21 protein-coding genes and 2 pseudogenes are annotated in these 21,091 nt (G+C 62.1%); 17 read left to right on the plus strand and 6 right to left on the minus strand.

Annotated features, from left to right (window positions below; translation table 11 throughout):
• Nucleotides 1–38: 38 nt before the first annotated feature.
• Nucleotides 39–818, plus strand: coding sequence for a sulfite exporter TauE/SafE family protein (locus BBX50_RS28495; RefSeq protein ID WP_065778654.1), 780 nt, complete (start codon nt 39–41; stop codon nt 816–818).
• Between the two features lie 99 nt (nt 819–917).
• Nucleotides 918–1,178, plus strand: coding sequence for a metalloregulator ArsR/SmtB family transcription factor (locus BBX50_RS28500; protein WP_034806124.1), 261 nt, complete (start codon nt 918–920; stop codon nt 1,176–1,178).
• Between the two features lie 205 nt (nt 1,179–1,383).
• Here the strand turns inward: BBX50_RS28500 and BBX50_RS28505 are convergent, their stop codons facing one another.
• Nucleotides 1,384–1,557, minus strand: a complete 174-nt coding sequence (locus BBX50_RS28505) for a DUF465 domain-containing protein (RefSeq protein ID WP_065375242.1) — start codon at nt 1,555–1,557, stop codon at nt 1,384–1,386.
• Between the two features lie 213 nt (nt 1,558–1,770).
• Between BBX50_RS28505 and BBX50_RS28510 the strand changes: the two genes are divergently transcribed.
• The 7 genes from BBX50_RS28510 (at nt 1,771) to BBX50_RS28540 (ending at nt 5,835) form a co-directional block, all read left to right on the plus strand.
• Nucleotides 1,771–1,974 (plus strand): DUF465 domain-containing protein, encoded by a 204-nt coding sequence (locus tag BBX50_RS28510; protein ID WP_057254651.1) that lies wholly within the window; start codon nt 1,771–1,773, stop codon nt 1,972–1,974.
• Between the two features lie 54 nt (nt 1,975–2,028).
• Nucleotides 2,029–2,493 carry a 5-(carboxyamino)imidazole ribonucleotide mutase gene (purE, locus tag BBX50_RS28515; protein ID WP_065778771.1) on the plus strand — a complete coding sequence of 155 codons (465 nt, stop codon included), beginning with the start codon at nt 2,029–2,031 and terminating at the stop codon, nt 2,491–2,493.
• Nucleotides 2,490–3,545, plus strand: a complete 1,056-nt coding sequence (locus BBX50_RS28520; RefSeq protein ID WP_065778655.1) for a 5-(carboxyamino)imidazole ribonucleotide synthase — start codon at nt 2,490–2,492, stop codon at nt 3,543–3,545. Before purE ends, BBX50_RS28520 begins: the two co-directional genes overlap by 4 nt.
• A 172-nt stretch (nt 3,546–3,717) precedes the next feature.
• Nucleotides 3,718–3,843 (plus strand): type B 50S ribosomal protein L36, encoded by a 126-nt coding sequence (gene ykgO / locus BBX50_RS28525; RefSeq protein WP_025424787.1) that lies wholly within the window; start codon nt 3,718–3,720, stop codon nt 3,841–3,843.
• 76 nt (nt 3,844–3,919) lie between these two features.
• Nucleotides 3,920–4,534 carry a hypothetical protein gene (locus tag BBX50_RS28530; protein ID WP_065778656.1) on the plus strand — a complete coding sequence of 205 codons (615 nt, stop codon included), beginning with the start codon at nt 3,920–3,922 and terminating at the stop codon, nt 4,532–4,534.
• Between the two features lie 31 nt (nt 4,535–4,565).
• The gene (locus tag BBX50_RS28535) at nt 4,566–5,573 is read left to right on the plus strand and encodes an alpha/beta hydrolase (RefSeq protein ID WP_065778657.1); all 1,008 of its coding nucleotides are present in this window, start codon (nt 4,566–4,568) and stop codon (nt 5,571–5,573) included.
• Nucleotides 5,574–5,652: 79 nt separating this feature from the next.
• Nucleotides 5,653–5,835, plus strand: coding sequence for a hypothetical protein (locus BBX50_RS28540; RefSeq protein WP_065778658.1), 183 nt, complete (start codon nt 5,653–5,655; stop codon nt 5,833–5,835).
• Nucleotides 5,836–5,906: 71 nt separating this feature from the next.
• Here BBX50_RS28540 and pyk read toward each other — a convergent pair whose 3' ends face one another.
• Both pyk and BBX50_RS28550 read right to left on the minus strand, forming a co-directional pair.
• Nucleotides 5,907–7,346 (minus strand): pyruvate kinase, encoded by a 1,440-nt coding sequence (pyk, locus tag BBX50_RS28545; RefSeq protein ID WP_065778659.1) that lies wholly within the window; start codon nt 7,344–7,346, stop codon nt 5,907–5,909.
• A pseudogene (locus BBX50_RS28550) lies at nt 7,346–7,717 on the minus strand (DUF1036 domain-containing protein); the annotation flags it as partial. The gene pyk and the pseudogene BBX50_RS28550, both read right to left, overlap by 1 nt.
• Before the next feature lie 297 nt (nt 7,718–8,014).
• Between BBX50_RS28550 and BBX50_RS28555 the strand changes: the two are divergent.
• The 3 genes from BBX50_RS28555 to BBX50_RS28565 all read left to right on the plus strand — a co-directional run bounded on the left by BBX50_RS28555 (nt 8,015) and on the right by BBX50_RS28565 (nt 9,571).
• Nucleotides 8,015–8,803 (plus strand): N-formylglutamate amidohydrolase, encoded by a 789-nt coding sequence (locus BBX50_RS28555; RefSeq protein WP_065778661.1) that lies wholly within the window; start codon nt 8,015–8,017, stop codon nt 8,801–8,803.
• A 71-nt stretch (nt 8,804–8,874) separates the two neighbouring features.
• Nucleotides 8,875–9,180, plus strand: a complete 306-nt coding sequence (locus tag BBX50_RS28560) for a DUF1244 domain-containing protein (RefSeq protein ID WP_065778662.1) — start codon at nt 8,875–8,877, stop codon at nt 9,178–9,180.
• A gap of 127 nt (nt 9,181–9,307) precedes the next feature.
• Nucleotides 9,308–9,571 carry a DUF2312 domain-containing protein gene (locus BBX50_RS28565; protein ID WP_065778663.1) on the plus strand — a complete coding sequence of 88 codons (264 nt, stop codon included), beginning with the start codon at nt 9,308–9,310 and terminating at the stop codon, nt 9,569–9,571.
• A 173-nt stretch (nt 9,572–9,744) separates the two neighbouring features.
• Here BBX50_RS28565 and BBX50_RS28570 read toward each other — a convergent pair whose 3' ends face one another.
• Together BBX50_RS28570 and BBX50_RS28575 are read right to left on the minus strand one after the other, a co-directional pair.
• A complete protein-coding gene (locus tag BBX50_RS28570) occupies nt 9,745–11,610 on the minus strand; it encodes a DUF882 domain-containing protein (RefSeq protein ID WP_065778664.1) in 1,866 nt (621 codons plus the stop codon).
• 180 nt (nt 11,611–11,790) lie between these two features.
• Nucleotides 11,791–13,332, minus strand: coding sequence for a sigma-54 dependent transcriptional regulator (locus tag BBX50_RS28575; RefSeq protein WP_065778665.1), 1,542 nt, complete (start codon nt 13,330–13,332; stop codon nt 11,791–11,793).
• Between the two features lie 188 nt (nt 13,333–13,520).
• On the opposite strand from BBX50_RS28575, the gene BBX50_RS28580 reads away from it, so the two are divergent.
• The 3 genes and pseudogenes from BBX50_RS28580 to BBX50_RS28590 all read left to right on the plus strand — a co-directional run bounded on the left by BBX50_RS28580 (nt 13,521) and on the right by BBX50_RS28590 (nt 17,331).
• The gene (locus BBX50_RS28580; protein WP_065778666.1) at nt 13,521–15,380 is read left to right on the plus strand and encodes a M3 family oligoendopeptidase; all 1,860 of its coding nucleotides are present in this window, start codon (nt 13,521–13,523) and stop codon (nt 15,378–15,380) included.
• A gap of 53 nt (nt 15,381–15,433) precedes the next feature.
• Nucleotides 15,434–16,585, plus strand: a pseudogene (locus tag BBX50_RS28585) (aminodeoxychorismate synthase component I); the annotation flags it as partial.
• Between the two features lie 107 nt (nt 16,586–16,692).
• Nucleotides 16,693–17,331 carry an aminotransferase class IV family protein gene (locus BBX50_RS28590; protein ID WP_065778667.1) on the plus strand — a complete coding sequence of 213 codons (639 nt, stop codon included), beginning with the start codon at nt 16,693–16,695 and terminating at the stop codon, nt 17,329–17,331.
• Here BBX50_RS28590 and BBX50_RS28595 read toward each other — a convergent pair.
• A complete protein-coding gene (locus BBX50_RS28595) occupies nt 17,296–18,246 on the minus strand; it encodes a GGDEF domain-containing protein (RefSeq protein ID WP_065778668.1) in 951 nt (316 codons plus the stop codon). The two genes, BBX50_RS28590 and BBX50_RS28595, sit on opposite strands and share 36 nt — an antisense overlap.
• Before the next feature lie 148 nt (nt 18,247–18,394).
• Here BBX50_RS28595 and BBX50_RS28600 point away from each other — a divergent pair, with 148 nt between their 5' ends.
• Nucleotides 18,395–19,273: a DUF3445 domain-containing protein gene (locus BBX50_RS28600; protein WP_065778772.1), complete on the plus strand. Its 879-nt coding sequence runs from the start codon at nt 18,395–18,397 to the stop codon at nt 19,271–19,273.
• A gap of 195 nt (nt 19,274–19,468) precedes the next feature.
• Entirely contained in the window at nt 19,469–20,920 is a 1,452-nt protein-coding gene (locus BBX50_RS28605; RefSeq protein WP_065778669.1) for a homospermidine synthase, read from the plus strand.
• Nucleotides 20,921–21,091 lie beyond the last annotated feature (171 nt).

A 21,091-nucleotide genomic window follows, 5' to 3' on the forward strand; every position in this document is an offset into this window, starting at 1 on the left:
CCGATAGACGGAGACGGCAAAAGGATCAACCGCCACTCATGCTTCCGGATCTCGACTTCTATCTTATCGCCATTCCGGCGGTTCTGCTCGTCGGCCTCAGCAAAGGCGGCATGGGGGAAGCGCTCTCGCTGATGGGCGTGCCGATCCTGTCGATGGCGGTATCCCCAGTCCAGGCGGCCGCCCTCCTTCTCCCGATCCTGATCGCGATGGACATTGTCTCCTTGTGGATGTGGCGCAAGCACGGCGATCGCACCACACTCTTCATGCTGCTGCCCGGCGCCATTGCCGGCATATTGATCGGCTGGGCGACCTCGGCCTACGTGTCGCGCGACCTGCTGCGACTGATCATCGGCCTGATCACCGTGCTCTTCGTGCTCAGATACGTCTACAATGTCTGGCGCGCTCGCAAAGGCATCGCGATCGCGCCGAAGAAACAGCGCGCCGGTCCGGCAGCACTTTGGGGTTCTTTTGCCGGTTACGGCAGCTTCGTCGCCCATGCCGGCGGCCCGCCTTTCCAGATCTATGCGCTGCCGCTGCAGCTGGATCCACGGCAATATACCGGCACGATCGTGCGCTTCTTTGCGATCCTCAACGCCGTCAAGCTCATCCCCTATTTCGCCCTTGGACAACTGGATCTGAGCAACCTGAAAATCTCGGCGACGCTCTTTCCGCTGGCGATCGTTGCGACCATGTGCGGCGCCTTTATCGTTCGGCGGATGAAGCCGCAGATCTTCTACCCCTTCATGTACACAATGGCCTTCATCGCCGGCTCGAAGCTTCTTTGGGATGGCTTTGACAGCTTGCTCGCCACCGGCTGAGCCAGCGTCAAGTATTGCGGAAATATTGCAAAGCAAAATTAGCGTTTCGCACCGCACAAAATTCTTGCTGCCTCGCAAGATTTCGCCTAACGTCCACCCATGACGATCGCGGACCCTTTCGATGCCATCGCAGACCCCAACCGGCGCCATTTGCTGGAGGAGTTGCGGCGCGCGCCAAAGACCGTAAACGAACTGGCGGAAGGCCTGCCGATCAGCCGGCCTGCTGTGTCGCAGCACCTGAAGGCCTTGCTGGATTGCAATCTGGTCTCGGTATCGGCAAGCGGCACGCGCCGGATCTATGCGATCAACCGACCGGGATTTGACCGGCTTAACCTGTGGCTCGACCAGTTCTGGTCTTGAGCCCGGCAGCCGCCTGCAGCGCCGCGCATCCTGTCAGGCGCGCAAAGGTCGCGGCAGCAGGCAGCGCCCTGAGACAAACAGACCGGGCCTCAAGCCCGGTCCAAAATTCCGTATATTCCACTGTGGGGGATTGGTTCTAAACCTTGTTGCGCCTACTCAGAGGGGAGATGGCGCCTCCCGAAGTTCTGGGAAATACCGTTGATAATCAGTGAGTCGAGGAACGAAGCCTTTCGATTTCGTCCTTGATGCGCAGCTTCCTCCGCTTGATGTCAGTGATCAGTTCGTCTTCCACCGACGGCTGATTCAATGCCGCATGGAGCTCCTGCTCCAGGACGCCATGTTTTTTCTCAAGCGTTGCAAGATGAGCCTCAACAGTCATTTGGCAGTCCCTTCCTTTTGCTTGCATCCGGCATGCAAATGCCGGATGTTCCATGGTTGTAACCTTACTACTGTGCCATGCCATTTTTCATTTGTCGAAGGCGAAATGATGACGACGGATAACTTCCCGTTACCGCCCAAGATGTGATAGAGCGGCGCATGAAATTCCGGTTCGAGGAGGACTTCGCAACCGGGCTGATGGGGATCGCTTTGCATGCCGGACCAGGACCAGGCCGAACTCAGACTGACCGCCGCGCGGCTGAGGCAGGAACATGAAGACTACGACGCTGCCATCAACGCCATGATCGAGACCGGCTGTGACGCGCTGAGAATTCAGCGCATGAAGAAGAAAAAGCTGGCGATCAAGGACAAGATCAGCAAGATCGAAGACCAGATCATCCCCGACATCATCGCCTGAACGCGGAACAGGACAAACGTGATCGACACCACGACCCCACCCGTCGCCATTATCATGGGAAGCCAGTCGGACTGGGAAACGATGAAGAACGCCGCCGATACGCTCGACGCGCTCGACATTGCCTATGAGGCACGCATCGTATCGGCGCATCGCACACCCGATCGGCTTGTCAATTTCGCCAAGGGCGCCCGCGACGAGGGCTTCAAGGTGATCATCGCCGGTGCCGGGGGTGCAGCACACCTGCCCGGCATGTGCGCTTCGATGACGCCGCTGCCGGTCTTTGGCGTCCCGGTTCAATCACGGGCACTGTCGGGTCAGGACAGCCTGCTGTCGATCGTCCAGATGCCCGCCGGCATCCCCGTCGGAACGCTCGCGATCGGCCGCGCCGGCGCCGTCAATGCCGCGCTTCTCGCCGCCGCCGTGCTGGCGCTCAGCGACGAGGATCTAGCCGACCGGCTCGACGACTGGCGCGAACAGCAGACGATTTCCGTTGCCGAGTATCCGGTGGACGAGCAATGACCACCATCGGCATTATCGGCGGCGGCCAGCTCGGCCGTATGCTGGCGATGGCAGCAGCCCGACTGAACTTTCGCACCGTCATCCTGGAGCCGCAGATCGACTGTCCGGCCGCCCAGGTCGCCAACGAGCAGATCATTGCTGCCTATGACGACGAAGACGCACTCGGAAGGCTCGCTGACGTCAGCGACATCATCACCTACGAATTCGAGAACGTTCCGGTCGCAGCTGCCGAACGCCTTGCCGCACGACGTCCCGTCTTCCCGCCGCCAAAGGCGCTGGAAGTCGCGCAGGACCGTCTTGTCGAGAAGCGCTTCATCAATGGCTGCGGCATTGCCACGGCTGGCTTTCATGCGATCGACAGCCAGGCTGACCTTGAAACGGCGCTCGCCGATTTCGACGGAGCCGGCGTACTCAAGACCCGCCGCCTCGGTTATGACGGCAAGGGTCAGCGCGTCTTCCGCTCTGCGGCCGACAGTCCGGCCGGCGCTTTTGCAGCGCTCGGCGGCGTGCCCCTGATCCTTGAGAGCTTCGTGCCATTCGAACGGGAAGTCTCGATCATCGCCGCACGCTCGACCGACGGGACGGTCGCCTGTTTCGATCCGGCAGAAAACGTCCATCGCAACGGCATTCTCCATACCTCGACCGTCCCTGCAGCCGTGAGTGCCGCGACGGCCGAGGCAGCGCGCAAGGCCGCCAAGGCAATCCTCGATGCGCTCGGCTATGTCGGCGTCATCGGCGTCGAATTCTTCGTGCTGGCCGACGGCAGCCTGATCGCCAATGAGATGGCGCCCCGCGTGCACAATTCCGGCCACTGGACGGAAGCCGCGTGCGTTGTCTCCCAGTTCGAGCAGCATATCCGTGCCGTCTCGGGATTGCCGCTCGGCAACCCCCGCCGCCATTCGGACTGCGTCATGCGGAACCTGATCGGCAACGACCTCAACGATGTCCCCGCCTTGCTTGCCGAGGACGACGTTCTGGTGCACCTCTACGGCAAGACCGAAGCGCGCCCCGGCCGCAAGATGGGCCACGTCACGCGGCTCGTGCGCAGCTGAAGGCCACAGAAATGCAGGGCAAGGCGCCAAAATGGAGCGTCTTGTGGTTGACACGTCAGGGGTGACACGGTATTTGCCATCCCACCTTAAAAGGAGCGCGCTCAGTGGCGCGCTTTTGATTGTTAGAGATACCGGGCGAATTTTGTTTCCCCGAAACCTGCGGATCAGGAAAATGAAGATCAAGAATTCGCTCAAGTCGCTGAAGACCCGCCACCGCGAAAACCGTCTGGTTCGTCGCAAGGGCCGCATCTACATCATCAACAAGCAGAACCCGCGCTTCAAGGCTCGCCAGGGCTGAGCCCGGCAGGGTGCTGTGGACTGCGCTCCGGCAATGTCCTAGAATTGATTTTGAAGTTGTTCCATGGCGAGCTAACATGCTCGCCATGCGAGTTTTTGTACCCCTGATTTTGGCGTCTTCCGCCTTGCTCGCCACCTCCCTTGGAGCTGGCAGTTTCACTTTCGCGGCGGAAGCATCGAGCCAAACGGAATCAGCCAGCCTCACGACCCCCAAGCAGCGCCTCGACGGGCTGTTCGCCGACCTCAAGAAGGCACGCGATGCGGACAAGGCGCGTGAGCTCGCCAACCAGATCCGCATGGAATGGCAGGATTCCGGCAGCGCCACGGTCAACCTGTTGATGCAGTGGGTCGACAAGGCCATCACCGACAACAAACAGGCCGCAGCCCTCGATATCCTCGACCAGGTCATCACGCTTGCGCCCAACTATGTTGAAGGCTGGAACCGGCGCGCGACGCTGCACTATACGATGGGCAACTACCGGAAATCGATGTCGGACATCAACCGCGTGCTGACGATCGAGCCCCGTCATTTCGGCGCGCTTGCCGGCATGGCGGCAATTCTCGGCGCCTCGGGCAAGGACGAGCTCGCCATGCGGGCCTGGGAGCAGTTCCTGGACATCTATCCGGCCGACCGCAAGGCGCAGGAGCAACTGGGCGAGCTCGCCGAGAAGCTCGCCGGCAGCAAGACCTGATGTTGCTCATGGTTCCCAGTCGATCGAGACCATGCTTAAAATCGCACTCCTCCTTCTCATCCTCCCGACACTTGCCGCGGTCTTCTACAGCCGCTGGCACGCCCGGGCCTTCGCCCGGCGGTTTCCCAATGTCGGCGACCTGATCGACATCGGCGGCTACCGGATGAACAGCGTGCACCTGCCGGCGGCCGAAACGGCCGACCTGCCGCCTGTCGTCTTCATCCATGGTGCGAGCGGCAACCTGCTCGACCAGTTGCATGCCTTCGCACCGGCCCTTGCTGGCCGCGCGGAGATGCTGTTCGTCGACCGGCCGGGTCACGGCTATTCGGAACGCGGCGGACCGGCCAATGACCGACCGGACGGTCAGGCCGACGCGATCGCGAAGCTGATGGACAAACGGGGCATCCACCGCGCAGTCATCGTCGGCCACTCCTTCGGCGGCGCGATTGCCGCGAGTTTCGCCCTTCATCATCCGCAAATGACCGCCGGCCTCATCCTGCTCGCGCCCGCGACGCATCCCTGGCCCGGCGGCATCGATTGGTACTACCGCCTGACGGCGTTGCCCTTCGTCGGCTGGCTCTTTGCCCATACGCTCGTGATGCCATTGGGGCAGCGCCGCATCGATGGCGGCACACGCTCGATCTTTTCACCCAATCCGCGGCCCGATGACTATGTTGAAAAGACCGGCCCCCATCTGGTGCTCAGACCCACGACCTTCCGCAACAATGCACGCGACGTCGCCAATCTCCATGCCTATGTCACCGAGGTCGCGCCGCGATACGCGCAAATCACCGCTCGGACCATTATCGTCAGCGGCGACAGCGACGACATCGTTCTCGCCGACGTTCATTCGCGCGGCCTGGCGCGCGACATTGCAGGGGCGGAATTGCTGTGGATCGGCAATCTCGGGCACAAGCCGGACTACATCGTCACCGACGTCGTTGTTGCCGCGGTGGAAAAACTGGTGGGCAAACCCGGGGATCTGGACGCGACGGTCAAGCTCGCCGAGGAGAGGCTAACCGATCGCAAGGGGTCCTGAAAGGGACGGGCAACACGATGATGCCGCCATTGACCGGCTCATAGGTGGTGTTTCCGAGAAACGGCGCTGTTGCGTAGTGATGGAAGGCACGTTCTCCAAGCCGATGCCCATCGGTGGGGGCAAGACGATCGAGCCGACAGGAAAGGCATTCAAGATCCAGATGGCAACACTTGGCCACTGGACCAAGGACGGCGTGATGGATGAGGAATACCTCTTCTGGGACAATCAAGGCTTCATGAAGCAAATCGGCCTTGCCCAATAGAAAGAATGAAGCCCCAGGAGCGGGATCAGCGGTCCTGGGGCTTCGCCATATTCAGAAAGAACGATGGGGTGTCAGACGCCGCTCATGCCGTCCGAGCCGATATAGGCGATGCGCAGCATGTTGGTGGCGCCAGGCGTGCCGAGCGGAACGCCGGCGGAGATGATCACGCGTTCGCCGGGCTTGCCGAAGCCTTCCGAGGCAACGATGCGGCAGGCGCGGTTGACCATGTCGTCGAGATCGGTCGCGTCCTCGGTTACCACGCAATGCAGTCCCCAGACGACCGACAGACGACGAGCGGTCTGCACGATCGGCGACAGAGCGATGATCGGCACCTGCGGCCGTTCACGGGCGGCGCGCAAGCCGGTCGTGCCCGACGAGGTGTAGCAGACGATCGCGGAAAGACGGAGCGTCTCGGCGATCTGGTGGGCCGCCAGCGAAATCGCGTCCGCACCGGTTGCCTCCGGCGGCGTGCGCTGCGCGTAGATGATGCTGGAGTAATGCGGGTCGCGTTCGACGTTGCTGGCGATCGACGCCATGGTCGAGACCGCCTCGACCGGATACTCGCCCGAGGCGGATTCTGCCGAAAGCATGACAGCGTCGGCACCTTCGAACACGGCGGTTGCGACGTCAGAGACTTCGGCGCGTGTCGGGACAGGCGCTGAGATCATCGATTCCAGCATCTGCGTGGCAACGACCACCGGCTTACCGGCGCGCCGACACGCGCGCGTCAGCTGCTTCTGCAGGCCTGGCACCGATTCCAGCGGCATTTCGACGCCGAGGTCGCCGCGGGCGACCATCAGCGCGTCCGAGAGCTCGATGATCTCGTCGATGCGGTCAAGTGCCTGCGGCTTCTCGATCTTCGACATCAGGCCGACGCGGCCGCGGGCGATCTTGCGAACCTCGGCCAGGTCTTCCGGGCGCTGCACGAAGGACAGCGCCACCCAGTCGAATTCGCCGGTCGCCAGAATGGCGTCGAGGTCGGCACGGTCCTTGTCGGTCAGCACGCCAACGGCAAGCAGCGTATCGGGCAGGCTCACGCCCTTGCGGTCCGAAATTCTCGTGCCGGCGACAACGGTCGCGACGATGCTCTTGCCGTCGGTCTTCTCGGCCTTGAGGTGCAGCTTGCCGTCATCGATCAGCAGCCGATGGCCTGGCTTCACCGCTTCGAGAATTTCTGGATGAGGCAGGTAGACGCGGGTGTTGTCCCCAGGCTCGTCCCTGTTGTCGAGCGTGAAGGTCTGGCCGACCTTGAGATCGACCTTGCCTTCCGCGAACTTGCCGACGCGCAGCTTCGGTCCCTGCAGGTCGCCGAGAATGCCGATCGGCCGGCCGCAGCGGCTTTCCACCGTACGGATGCGCTGAACCAGCGTGCGCATCACGTCGTGGCTCGCATGGCTCATGTTGATACGGAACAGATCAGCCCCGGCCTCGTGTAGCTTCTGAATCATCTGCTCGTCCGAAGACGCCGGTCCGAGCGTGGCGAGGATTTTGACTTTTCTGTTCCGCTTCATCAATTCTGGCTTTCTTGCGTGCCGGACGGGTCGGAGAGCTGAACCATCCAGCTTCCTTGCCGCCCCGTGTCGTATTCTTTGAATCCCATCCGCTGGAAGCCGCGGGCAAAGCAGTCCTGGACGCCCGCGATCTTGAATTCATTTTCGGCGACGCACATGTTGACGTCACCGGTCCAGCGGCCGCCACGGGCCGCATCTTCCGCGTAGAGATAATAGTATCGAGACTGGAGCTCGCCTTCGATGAGGGTCGCGCAGGTGGTGGCTGGAACCTGCCACCAGCCTTCGGTCACCCAACCATCCTTGGCTCGGTAGCCGATGGCCACACCGACCAGGGTCTGTGTGCCGTTGCAGACGCGAAAGTCGGCGCGGGCATCGCTGGCGAAAAGAAATGAGCTTGAGATTGCCAGGAAAAACAGGAGGATAGCTCCCAGTGTCGTCCGCCCCGGCTTCGCTTTGGAGAAAGGATATCTGGACACGGTTTCCGATGGAACTCCGTTTTGGTTTGCGTGGCACTTTCTTGCGACGGTCAGCCCGGAAAGTCAACGCAACTCTAATCGATTACAATCGGTATATTGCTTTCAGTTTCCGCTAAACAGTTGCGTTTTTCTTGCGATTGACGCCCACGCGTGCGATCAGCGAGACGAGGCGCGCAAACGGACTGGACAGGCATGCAACACTTTTCTCCCTATGAGATTATCGAGGCCAAACCGTCAACCGGACTGGTTCTGCTTGCCGATCACGCCATGAACCGACTGCCTGCGGAGTATGGCAGCCTCGGCCTTCCGGCCGCGGCCTTTGAGCGGCACATCGCCTACGACATCGGCGTCGAGGCGCTGACGCGACGCCTCTCCGCAGCGCTCGCAGCGCCTGCCGTACTCGGTTGCTTCTCGCGCTTGCTGATTGATCCCAATCGCGGAGAGGACGACCCGACGCTGATCATGAAGATCTCCGACGGGGCAATCATTCCCGGCAACCATCCGATCACCGGGCAGGAGTGGGAAAATCGGCTGAACCGGTTTCACCGGCCCTATCATCGCGCAATCACCGAGACCCTTGGCCGAAGCGCCGAAGCCCATGGCGCAGCACCCCTCGTCGTTTCGATCCACTCCTTCACACCCGCCTGGAAAGGCGTCGCCCGCCCCTGGCATGCCGCCGTGCTCTGGGACAATGATCCGCGTGCCGCCCTGCCGCTGATCGAGAAACTCGAGGCGCCCGGCGATATCGTCGTCGGCAACAATGAACCCTATGACGGCGCCTTGCGTGGCGATACGATGTTCCGGCATTGCATGGTACCGGGCATTGCGCACGCATTGATCGAGGTGCGGCAGGATCTGATCGCTGACGACGCGGGCGTTGCCGCCTGGACCGAACGGTTGGCGCCGATCTTCGCAGAGCTCAACGCCATGCCGGCATTGCATCGCTACGAGCGCCACCTCTCCCGCACCGGCGCCTATTAGGGCATTTCCAGCAAAGGTGCGTAGCGGTTTTGCGTCCGGAGATGCGTAACGACGAAAGAGGATGACCGCCCATGACCGAACTCACTCCCGATCAGCAGATCGCCTTCGAGGCAGCAGCCTTTCGCCGGCTCGTCAGCCATCTGCGCGAGCGCAGCGATGTCCAGAACATCGACCTGATGAATCTCGCCGGCTTCTGCCGCAATTGCCTCTCCAACTGGTACCGTGAAGCCGCGGAAGCAGCGGGTGTTCCCCTCGACAAGGAAGAATCGCGCGAGATCGTCTATGGCATGCCCTATGAGGAATGGCGCGATCGCTTTCAGCGGCAGGCAACGGCCGAGCAACAGGCCGCCTTCGAGGTCAATCGCCCGAAAGAATAGGGCCGTTTCGCCCGCCTCTGCCACGGAAATGACGGCGTTGTTGCGCAATCACCCTTGACCTTGGCGGCCGTTTTCGGCACGTCACGGCACCCACCAAATTCATTTTCCCCGTATCAAGGAGAAGACCATGTCGGATGCTCACGGCGTCGCACGCGATCAGCTTCGCGCTTTCATCGAACGGATCGAACGCCTGGAAGAAGAAAAGAAGACCATCGCCGACGATATCAAGGACGTCTATGGCGAAGCCAAGTCGATGGGCTTCGATACCAAGATCCTGCGCAAGGTCATCTCGATCCGCAAGCAGGACCACGATGAACGGATGGAGCAGGAAGCAATCCTCGACACCTACCTCCAGGCCCTCGGCATGGTTCCAGCCGCCGACGAGGAATAAGCATTCCGGCAGGCGGCCGACCGCCGTCGTGCGTTGGAGGCGAGACAGCGGGCGCAAGCCCACCAATGCCTAGCCGCATCCAGCCTGAGCGACGACAGTCGAAAACGCGATGCAGAAACAAAAAAGCCCGGCACGATGGCCGGGCTTTTTCGTGTCTGTTGTTTGCTCGAAACTCAGTTCGTGCTGAACTTCTTCACTTCCATGAAGTTGACCGCACTGCCGCTGAAGCGGGCCGTGTCGACGCTAGGCCCTGCGCTGCTCGAGAAGCCGGCGGCATAGACCGTCGTCGGTGCAGCGCGCAGCGTCTTGCTGACAAAGCGCGGCGCCTTGACGGGCTTGGAAAGGGTTGCCACACGTCCCGTCGAAAGCGCCCATTCAGAGATGATCTTCTGGGTCAGTTTCGGTTCGGTGCGAACCGAAGCGCGCGTCGCGGCATCGGCGTCATGTTTCTTCGGCCGGCCGCCCTTGGCCGGAGCCTCGGCCTGCGTGTCGAAGGCGCTGTCGAAAATCGCTGCGCGTGCATTGGTGCCGGACTGCGGCGCATAGGCCGCCATCTCGATCGGCTGCTGCGATACCGGCTGACGTTCGGCCGGCGTCGGCTGCGCGAGCGCGACACGGGTCTGGGCCTCAGCTGCCACATCGCGCGGCGGTTCGGCGGAGGCCAGCACCGGACGCTCCGCAAAGGACGGAACCACGACCTGGGCATCGGCGACTGCGGCAAGAGCTGCATCACCCGCGGGCCGCCCGGCCGGAACCGGCACGAAACCGAGTGCCTGCATGTCTGGCGACGCGTCGGCGGAAGCGACGAGCGTGTTCATGTCACGACGGTCAAGCATCTGCGGGACCGGCACCTTCATCGATCCGAGGTCAGCAAACTCGCTCGGCATTTCCGAGGTTTGCGGCAGGGCAGCGGCAAGCGCCTCCTGGGCCGGATTCGTCTGCGGCGCCACCAGTGCCACGGCTACGCCGCCATCGACAGGTGTTTCCTTGAAGGCAGGACGAACAGCCGGAACCGGTGCATTGATGTTCTGTTCGGCGACGTTCTGTTCGGCCACAGCAGCCGTCGGCTCAGCGGCGACAGAGCCGGCGACGCCGGGCAGCGCTTCCTGAGCGGCAGGCGCAGACGCCGTCTGCACCTTGGCCGGCGCAGCACCACCTTCATCATCGGAGCCCGGACCGGCCGCGATCGCCGAGGGTTCTTCATCCTCGTCGCCGCCGCCAAAGAGCATTGCGAACAGGTTGCCACGGCGCTTGCCGCTGGCCGTATCGCCCGAGCCCTTGGCACCGCCACCGGCGACCTCGATCGCGGACGCACCGACGCGACGCTTGTAGTCGGCGACCGCCTGGTCATAGCCCGGAAGCGGCTTGCCGTCGGAGGGAAGGTGCATGGTCTTGCCGTCGGGGAAGAGGCGCGCGAGCTCGTTGCGGCTCAAGCGCGGCCAGGCGCGAACGCCACCGACGTCCATGTGAACGAATGGCGAGCCGGAGGTCGGATAGTAACCGACACCGCCCACCTGGAACTTCACGCCGATTTCACGCAGCGTCTTCAGCTTCACGTCGGGCAGATAGAAGTCCATCGCCTTGCCGAGCATATGCTGGCTCTTCTTGGCGACGCCTTTCGAGCGCGAACGCAGCATGCCGTTGGTCGCCGGCGAGCGATAGGCGGAGACGACGTGGATGTAATCGCGCGAGCCGCTCTTCTGGTAGACTTCCCAGACGAGGTCGAGCAGGCGCGGGTCCATCTTCGTCGGCTCGTTGCGCCGCCAGTCACGCAGGAAACGGTTGATTTCCTGCAGGCCCTTGGAGTCGTAGCGGCCGTTGCGCTTGAAGGTGATCTGCGCCTTTTCCTGGGTATGAATGAAATACAGTTTCAGCGTTCGGGTCTGGCCGGCGGCCTCAACGGGAGGCGCGAAACCAGGCGTCACGAGAGAAGCCGCAAGAGCAACGGATGTCAGAATCTGCGGCACCCTACGGGTGATCGCCGCGCAGACTCTAGCTAAGGAGCCGAGCGGCTTCTTAAAACCGAACAAATTTGGCATTCAATCCCCGTCCGACGGACAACCGTGCTTCGCTGTCTCAGATGACTGTCAAATAAGGTGACAGCATGGCAAATATGCCACAGTCGTCACCGCCCCTTATAATATAGTGAACACTTCACTAACAAGGTCTAAACGGCGGTGACGGATTAGCACGGCTAATGAATAGTGAATGCGCCGATTTTATGCCGCCTCTCTCAATGGGTTATCGGGATCGATGCCATAATCCTTGAGTTTGCGGTAGAGGGTCGACCGACCGATGCCAAGCTTGCGTGCCACCTGGCTCATCTGGCCGCGGTAGAATTTCAGCGCAAAACGAATCAGTTCCTCCTCCACTTCGGCAAGCTTGCGCACATCCCCGCCCTCATCGACGCTGGCGATTGCGTTCTCCATCCGGGGGTCGTGCGAAGCCTCGCCTTCCATCGATTTCGCCGCACTCGCGAAGTCGGGATAAACGTTCGGCACCTGCTCGCCCGCTGCCATCCGCTCCGGACCCGCCTCGCCCCAGGAGAAGCCGGAACGGTCGGAAACCACATAGCCGGGGATCTGGGTGGCGATCTGCGGGAAATCCTTGACCGTCAGCTCGTTGCCCTCGGCAAGCACGACGGCACGGAAGATCGCATTTTCGAGCTGGCGGATGTTGCCCGGCCAGTCATAGGCGGTCAGAAGTGCCATCGCACCGCTGGAGACCACAAGCGGCTGGTTCAACCGCTGCTCGGCGGCAAAGCGCTCGACAAAGGAGCGCACCAGCACCGGTATGTCTTCCTTGCGCCGGCGCAGTGCCGGAATGGTGATCGGGAAAACGTTGAGGCGATAATAGAGGTCCTCGCGGAACCGCCCCTCGCGCACTTCGTTGATCAGATCCTTGTTGGTGGCGGAGATCAGCCGGACATTGACCTTATGCGGATGACGGGCGCCGATCGTTTCGATCTCGCCCTGCTGCACGGCGCGCAGCAGCTTCACCTGGACTTCCAGCGGCAGGTCGCCGATCTCGTCGAGGAACAGGGTTCCTCCGTCCGCATCCACGAACTTGCCCGTGTGCTTCTCGGTCGCACCGGTAAAGGCGCCCTTTTCGTGGCCGAAAAGGATGCTCTCGACGAGATTGTGCGGGATGGCGCCACAGTTGACGGTGATGAAGGGCTTGCCGGCCCGGTCGCTTGCCGACTGGATGGCACGGGCCACCATTTCCTTGCCGACGCCGGATTCACCTTCGAGCACAATCGGGATGTTGGATTGCGCCGCGCGGCGCGCAAGGTCGATCACCCGGATCATCGCCGGGCTGGCCGAGACGATGTCCTCGAAGCCGACGGCACCGCCGCGCGGGCGGCGCGAGGTTTTGACCTTGCCGTCTCGGCTCGCCATCTTCAGCGCATTGCCGATCGCTACCGACAGCCGCTCGGGAGAGACCGGCTTTACCAGGAAGTCGAAGGCACCGGCCTGCATCGCGTGCACCACGGTTTCGATGCCGCCCTGTCCGGTCTGGACGATGACTGGGGTGTCGACACCGCGCTCGGCCAGCGCCTCGAGGAAACCATGGCCGTTCATTTCCGGCATGAGGAGATCGAGCAGGATGACGTTGATCATCCCGCCCTTTCGCTCCAAGAGCTCCAAACCACTGCGGCCGTTGTCGGCGAGATGCGCCACATGGCCTAGGCGCTCGATCATGTTCGTCAACAACCGGCGCTGCACCGGATCGTCATCAATGACCAGAATATGTGATGTCACGGAAGCCTCCTGCTCTGGACACGCGGTACTCTTTGGCCAACCTCATGTGCCAAATCACGTCAGGCATCTGTGCCATAAAGGGCTGAACATCATGTTTTGAGAAATGCTTGCATTTTATCCATTGCCGGCGATAGCAATGGATCCCATACCGCTTGCCTCTTCCCGTCACGAACGAGAGAAATCCGACGATGACCTTCCGCCCATTCGCCCCCGAGCAACTCGTTGTCCGCGCCGCCGCTGGCCAAAGCCATGGCGCCGCTGTGGATCTCGGCGACCTGCCGTCCTGGCGGCTTGAGGACCTCTATCCCTCCGCCAGCTCGGACGCATTTCGCAACGACCTGAAGACGGCCGAAACCGAGGCGCTCGCCTTCGAGAGCAAATGGAAAGGCAAGTTGGCCGAAGCGGCGACAAAGAGCGGCGACGAGGGTATCGGCGCCGCTGTCCGGGAGTTTGAAACGCTCGAGGACATCATGGGCCGCATCGCCTCCTTTGCCGGCCTCACCTATTTCTCCGATACGTCGAAGCCCGAAAACGGCAAACTCTACGGCGATGTGCAGTCAAAGCTCACCGACATGTCGGCGCATCTTCTGTTCTTCTCGCTGGAGCTTAACCGGATCGACGATGCGGTCCTCGACAAGGCGCTGGAGAACGATGCGCTCGCAGCCCACTACAAGCCCTGGCTGACCGATCTGCGCAAGGACAAGCCCTACCAGCTCGACGACAAGCTGGAGCAGCTTTTCCTCGAAAAATCGATGACGGGCGCCGCCGCTTTCAACCGTCTCTTCGATGAGACGATGGCAAGCCTCACCTTCAACATCGACGGCGAGGCACTGCCGCTCGAAGTGGCTTTGAACCTCTTGCAGGACCCGTCCAGCGACGTTCGCAAGAAGGCGGCGATGGCGCTCGCCGAAACGTTCAAGGCCAATATCCGCACGTTCACGCTGATCACCAATACGCTTGCCAAGGACAAGGACATCTCCGACCGCTGGCGCGGTTTTCAGGATATCGCCGACAGCCGCCACTTGGCCAACCGCGTCGAGCGCGAGGTCGTCGATGCGCTGGCCGAAGCGGTCAAATCCGCCTATCCGCGCCTGTCGCATCGCTACTACACGATGAAAGCGAAATGGCTCGGCATGGAGCAGATGGATTTCTGGGACCGCAACGCGCCGCTGCCGGAAACGCCAAACGCGCTCATCTCCTGGAACGAGGCCAGGGATACGGTGCTTTCGGCCTATCATGCCTTTGACCCGGAAATGGCAGCGATCGCCCGCCGCTTCTTTGACGAACGCTGGATCGACGCGCCGGTGCGCCCCGGCAAGGCGCCGGGCGCTTTCGCCCATCCGACGGTTCCGTCCGCACACCCCTACGTGCTCGTCAACTACATGGGCAAACCGCGCGACGTGATGACGCTCGCCCACGAGCTCGGCCATGGCGTCCACCAGGTGCTGGCCGGTGGCCAGGGCGCGCTGATGGCGTCGACGCCGCTGACGCTTGCCGAAACCGCCTCCGTCTTCGGCGAGATGCTGACCTTCCGTGCGTTGCTCGACCAGACGAAGGACAAGCGCGAGCGCAAAGCCATGCTTTCCCAGAAGGTCGAGGACATGATCAACACGGTCGTTCGCCAGATCGCCTTCTACGAGTTCGAACGCAAGGTGCACACCGCCCGCAAGGAGGGCGAACTGACGGCTGACGATATCGGCAAACTGTGGCTGTCGGTACAGAATGAGAGCCTCGGCCCGGCGATCCGCGTTTCCGAGGGCTACGAGACCTACTGGGCCTATATCCCGCACTTCATCCACTCGCCTTTCTATGTCTACGCCTATGCCTTCGGAGACTGCCTGGTGAACTCGCTCTATGCGGTCTACCAGAAGGCCGAAAAGGGCTTCCAGGAGAAGTATTTCGAGCTCTTGAAGGCCGGCGGCACCAAGCATCATTCCGAGCTGCTCGCCCCGTTCGGCCTCGACGCCACCGACCCGTCGTTCTGGGCACAGGGACTGTCGATGATCGAAGGGCTCATCGACGAACTCGAAGCGCTTGATAAGGCCTGATCCGATCCGGGCGTAACGCGCCCGGATCGCAGAGCGATCGGCAAGACAACTTTATGAGCGACACCGCACCCTACGTGCTGTTCCGGGACGACAGCGAAAACCGCACCACGGTTTTTGCCGAGCCTTCCCGCGTGGTTACAGCGCGCACCAAGACGGAGTTCATCCGCGGCCTCGGCGAACTCGAGCGTGCGCACAAATCGGGCAAGTGGATCGCCGGCTTCATGGCCTACGAGGCCGGCCATCTCTTCGAGGAGAAACTCTCGAACTTTGCCGAAGAGGGGCGCGAAACGCCGCTGATGTCCTTCGGCATCTTCGATGCGCCGCTCGAAGACCACCCCCTTGCCGAGCCGCAGCGGCGGACCGAGAACGAACCCTTCCTCAGTGAGCCGCGCGCCGACTGGAATTTCCACACCTATCAGGAGCGCTTTGACCGGCTGCATCAACATCTGCGAAAGGGCGATTGCTACCAGGCCAACCTGACGATGCCGATTCGGGCGCGCTGGTCCGGCGATCCGCGGGCCGCCTTCTGGTCGCTGATCGACCGCCAGCCGGTAAAATACGGGGCGCTCGTCGCCCTCGATGGGCCGATCCTTCTGTCGCGCTCACCGGAGCTCTTTTTCCGCGTCGATGCGGACGGCTGGATCGAGACCCATCCGATGAAGGGCACGGCCAAACGCGGCGCATCGGCGGCGGAGGACGCCGCGATCATCGCGGCCATGCGCGCCGACGAAAAGACCCAGGCCGAAAACCGGATGATCGTCGATCTCCTGCGCAACGACATCTCGCGCATCACCGAGGTCGGCACGCTGAGCGTCCCGAGACTTTTCGAGATCGAGACCTATCCGACCGTGCATCAGATGGTCAGTCATGTCCGGGCAAAGCTCCTGCCCGAGATCGGCCTCAGCGACATCTTCGCTGCCCTTTTCCCCTGCGGGTCGATCACCGGCGCTCCGAAGATGCGGGCCATGGAAATCCTGCACGATCTGGAAGACGGGCCGCGCGACGCCTATTGCGGCGCCATCGGCTTCATCGCCCCGAGCGGCGTCATGCGTTTCAGCGTTGCGATCCGGACGATCTCACTGTTTGCGAACGGCCAGGCCGTCTTCAATGTCGGCGGCGGCATTGTCTTCGACAGCGGCGCCCAATCCGAATTCGACGAATGCCTGCTCAAAGCTCGTTTCGCCGTTGGCGACGACAAGATCGCGCTCGGCGACGACAAGATCGCGCTCGGCGACGACGAGATCGCGCTCGGCGACGACGAGATCGCGCTCGGTGACGATGGGATCGCCCTCGGCGACGGCGAGATCGCACAATGACGGATTTTTCGCTGATCGAAACCCTGCGCTACGAGGGCGAGACCGGCTTCATCCGATTGCGTCTGCATCTGGCGCGGCTCAAACGTTCGGCCCGGCGGCTCGCAATACCGGGGGCTGAGGGCGCCGAGGCCGCCTTGCTGGCGGCAGTGGAAAGGACGCTTGGCGATGACACAGTTCGACTGCGTACGCGCCTCGAGCTTTTCCCCGACGGCCGGATCGAGGTGAAGACGGCGCCCTTCGTGCCATTGCCCGCCGATACCATCTGGCAGGTGCGGCTTGCCGTCAGCCGGCTTAGCTCGAAAGATCCGCTGCTGCGCTACAAGACCAGCCGGCGGGCGATCTACGAAGCAGCGCGGGCCGAATTCACCCCCAGCGACGCCGACGAGGTTCTTCTGCTCAACGAGAAGGGCGAGGTTTGTGAAGGCACGATCACCTCGGTTTTCCTCGATGACGGCAGCGGCGTCCTGAAGACGCCACCGATCGCCTGTGGGTTGCTTGCAGGCGTGCTGCGCACCGAACTGATTTGCCAACGGCGCGCGCGGGTCGCACGGCTCTCGTCCGCCGACCTTGCACGCGGCACCCTTTATGTCGGCAATTCGCTACGGGGCCTGATCCGGGTGAACCTCGGGGTCTGACCCGGGAAGTGTGTAACGCCTGACCTGATCCCGCCCATCGCGTTTGGCGAGATAGAGCGCCTGATCGGCGCGCGCATAGAGATCGGTGACCGAATCGCCGTCGCGGTATTCCGCGAGCCCCACCGAGCAGGTGTAGAAGAATTCCGGGATGTTTTCGAGCGGACGGGAGCTCCGCACCCGTTCAAGCAGGCGGTCGAGAATGCGATTGCCTTCACTGATGGTGGTGTCCGGCAGGATGAGCATGAACTCCTCGCCGCCGATGCGACCAAAGCAGTCCGAGCGGCGCACGAACTCCTGCATCTGACGCGCGAAGTCGAGCAGCACTTCGTCGCCGCGCTGATGTCCGTGGCGGTCGTTGATCGCTTTGAAATAATCGATGTCGATGATCGCGACGCAGCCCCACATATGTGGGTTTTCGGCGCAATTGGCGATGAACTCGGTCAGCCGCCCCATCGTGTAGCGACGGTTGGGCACGCTGGTCAGCTCGTCGACCTGGGCCGCGCGCAGCGCGAAGTCGCGGTCCTGCCGAAGCTCGCGCTCGCCCGCATGGATCGTCGTCACGTCAACCGCAATGCAGAGCATCCAGCCGTCCTGGTCCACCGTCTCCGTCATCCACAGCCAGCGACCGTCATGCAGATCCGTCTCCATGGCGCGAAACGGAACCTTGCCGCGCCGATGCGTGGTCGAGGCGATCCAGGCATCAATGTCTTCGGTCTTCAGAACCGTCCCCTGCCCAACGACATGGTTGCGGCGCATGATTTCTTCCCAGGTCGGACTCTCCTCCGGGCCGACATGGTAGGCTGCGCGAAATGCCGGGTTGGCAAAGCGCAATCGATCATGCTGGTCGTAGAGCGCGATCAGCACGGGTGTTTTACTCTGTAAGGCCGCAAGGGCCTTGAGATGACTACCGGTCACGGTCTGTCACGCCTCCGGGAACTATCAATCATGGCGCGAAGCGGATGCTTCAAACGAAGCTATAGCACGAAGCGCTTGTGACAAGCGGCCCGTCGTGCGAAACGATAGGGAATATGGTTAAATCACAGCCTTGGTCCGGCCGCGCAGTATGAAGCATACGCCCTACGACGGTTCCTCCAAACCCTTCACCATCGGCCTTGCGCAGCTTGATCCCGATCGCTGGATCGAGCCTGACGAACGACTGCAGCACTATCTGGACGAAAAAAGGCGTCTCCTTTCGCAAGCCCGCGGCGCGGTCTTTGCCGCGGCGGACGGCACGGAAGACGCCCAGCGCGAACTGCTCGCCGTGCTCGCCGATCATCTTCCGGCCAGATATCCTGAGATCTACCGGCGAGACGGCGACACGATGATCGTCGGCGAGGAGCGCGTCGCGCTTAAGGGCGACGCCCCGCTGGTCGTCGCCGGATCGCTCGTCCAGGACGATCTCGTCCTCATGCAAAGGACCGACGACGGGTGGCGGCTCAGGGCCGGCTATGTCGCCTTTCCCTCCTCCTGGGCGCTCGGCGAGAAATACGGCCGCACGATGGACGAGATCCACGCGCCGGTTCCAGGCTTCGAGCACGGAACCCGCAATGCCGAACTGATTGCCCGCATGTTCGACAATCTTCCGCCCGGCCGTTTCGTCGAGCGCTTCAACTGGGCGGTCAACGTCGATGGCGCGCTGCACCTGCCGAAATCAAAGTCGGAAGGCGTTGCAGCCAGTGCGATCGAGATGACCGAGGAGCGAACCTTCATCCGCATCGAGCGGCAGACGCTGCGCAAACTGCCGATGACGGGGGCGATCGTCTTCACGATCCGGATTTACTCCGACCCGCTCGCGATGCTGCGAAGCCGCCCGGATGCCAGAGCGCTGGCCCTCTCTTTCGTCGAGCAACTGCACGCCCTGACGTTGCCGCAGGCCGCCTACAAGGGGCTTGTCAGCAAGCGCGACGGGCTCGTCGCGGCTCTGCTGAAGATCGCCGGTTAAGCACCATCTCAAATAGCGGTTGACCTGCCCGCTCTTTATTGTGACAGCAATCTATGCTCTACAGCGCCCGCGTGCCGCACCCGGCACCGAAGGCCGCTGCGGCACACCCATCAAGCTGGAACAGCGGCGCCAGCCGCTTCCTCATGCTTAGTCACCCACCGTCACAGGGAAAGTTTTCTCAGGAGTAAGACAAAAATGGCAGATACCACCTACCCGGTTTACGGCGAGATCACCGGTCCGGTCGTCATGATCGGTTTCGGTTCGATCGGTCGCGGCACCCTGCCGCTGATCGAGCGCCACTTCAAATACGACAAGAACCGGTTGATCGTGGTCGAACCCCGTGAGGATGCCGGCGACAACGAGATTTTCGAGCGTCATGGCGTGCGTCACGTTCGCGCTCATGTGACGAAGGACAACTACAAGGAACTGCTGAAGCCGCTGCTCACCGAAGGTGAAGGCCAGGGCTTCTGCGTCAACCTGTCGGTCGACACCGGCTCGCTCGACCTGATCAAGCTGTGCCGCAAGCTCGACGTTCTCTACATCGACACGGTCGTTGAGCCGTGGCTCGGCTTCTACTTCGACGCCGAGATGGACAATGCCGACCGCACCAACTACGCGCTGCGCGAAACTGTCCGCAAGGAAAAGGAAAAGAACCCGGGCGGCACCACGGCCGTTTCCACCTGCGGCGCCAACCCGGGCATGGTCTCCTGGTTCGTCAAGCAGGGCCTGCTCAACCTCGCCAACGACCTCGGCGTGAAGTACGACGAACCGCATCAGGACGACCGCGAAGGCTGGGCGAAACTGATGAAGAAGGTCGGCGTCAAAGGCGTTCACATCGCCGAGCGCGACACCCAGCGCACCAAGAACCCGAAGCCTTTCAACACCTTCTGGAACACCTGGTCGGTCGAAGGCTTCATCTCGGAAGGTTTGCAGCCGGCCGAACTGGGCTGGGGCACCCACGAGAACTGGATGCCGAAGAACGCCAAGAAGCACAAGAAGGGCTGCAAGGCGGCTATCTACCTGGAGCAGCCAGGCGCCAACACCCGCGTGCGCACCTGGTGCCCGACGCCCGGCCCGCAGTACGGCTTCCTCGTCACCCACAATGAGGCAATCTCAATCTCGGACTTCTTCACCGTTCGCGACAAGGACGGCGAAGTAACCTACCGCCCGACCTGCCACTACGCCTATCACCCGGCCAACGACGCCGTTTTGTCGCTGCACGAGATGTTCGGCAACGGCGGCAACGCCCAGCCGGTACACCACGTCCTTGACGAAAAGGAACTGGTCGACGGCGTCGACGAGCTCGGCGTGCTGCTCTACGGCCATGACAAGAACGCCTACTGGTTCGGTTCGCGCCTGTCGCTGGACGAAACCCGCCGCATCGCTCCGTACCAGAACGCGACCGGCCTGCAGGTAACCTCGGCGGTTCTGGCTGGCATGGTCTGGGCCATCGAAAACCCGAAGTCCGGCATCGTCGAAGCCGACGAGATGGACTACAAGCGGTGCCTCGAAGTGCAGCTGCCCTATCTCGGTCCGGTTGAAGGCCACTACACCGACTGGACCCCGCTCGACGGCCGTCCGGGCCTCTTCCCGGAAGAGATCGACACCAAGGATCCGTGGCAGTTCAAGAACATCCTCGTTCGCTAAGCCTTTGACGCGCTAGCGCATCCGGCCCTGGGGCATAGCTGTGCCCCGGGGCTTTTTACCCCCTGCCTGGTTCCTTTGATCGCAGCCGATCAAAGGACAAAAACATGCAGCAATTCAAAATGCTACAGCGGCGTTTGCTCGTCTGATAAGACACGCGGCGCTGCAAATGGG

Origin of the sequence: Ensifer sp. LC11, from assembly GCF_001695835.1 — a bacterium.
GTDB lineage: Bacteria > Pseudomonadota > Alphaproteobacteria > Rhizobiales > Rhizobiaceae > Ensifer.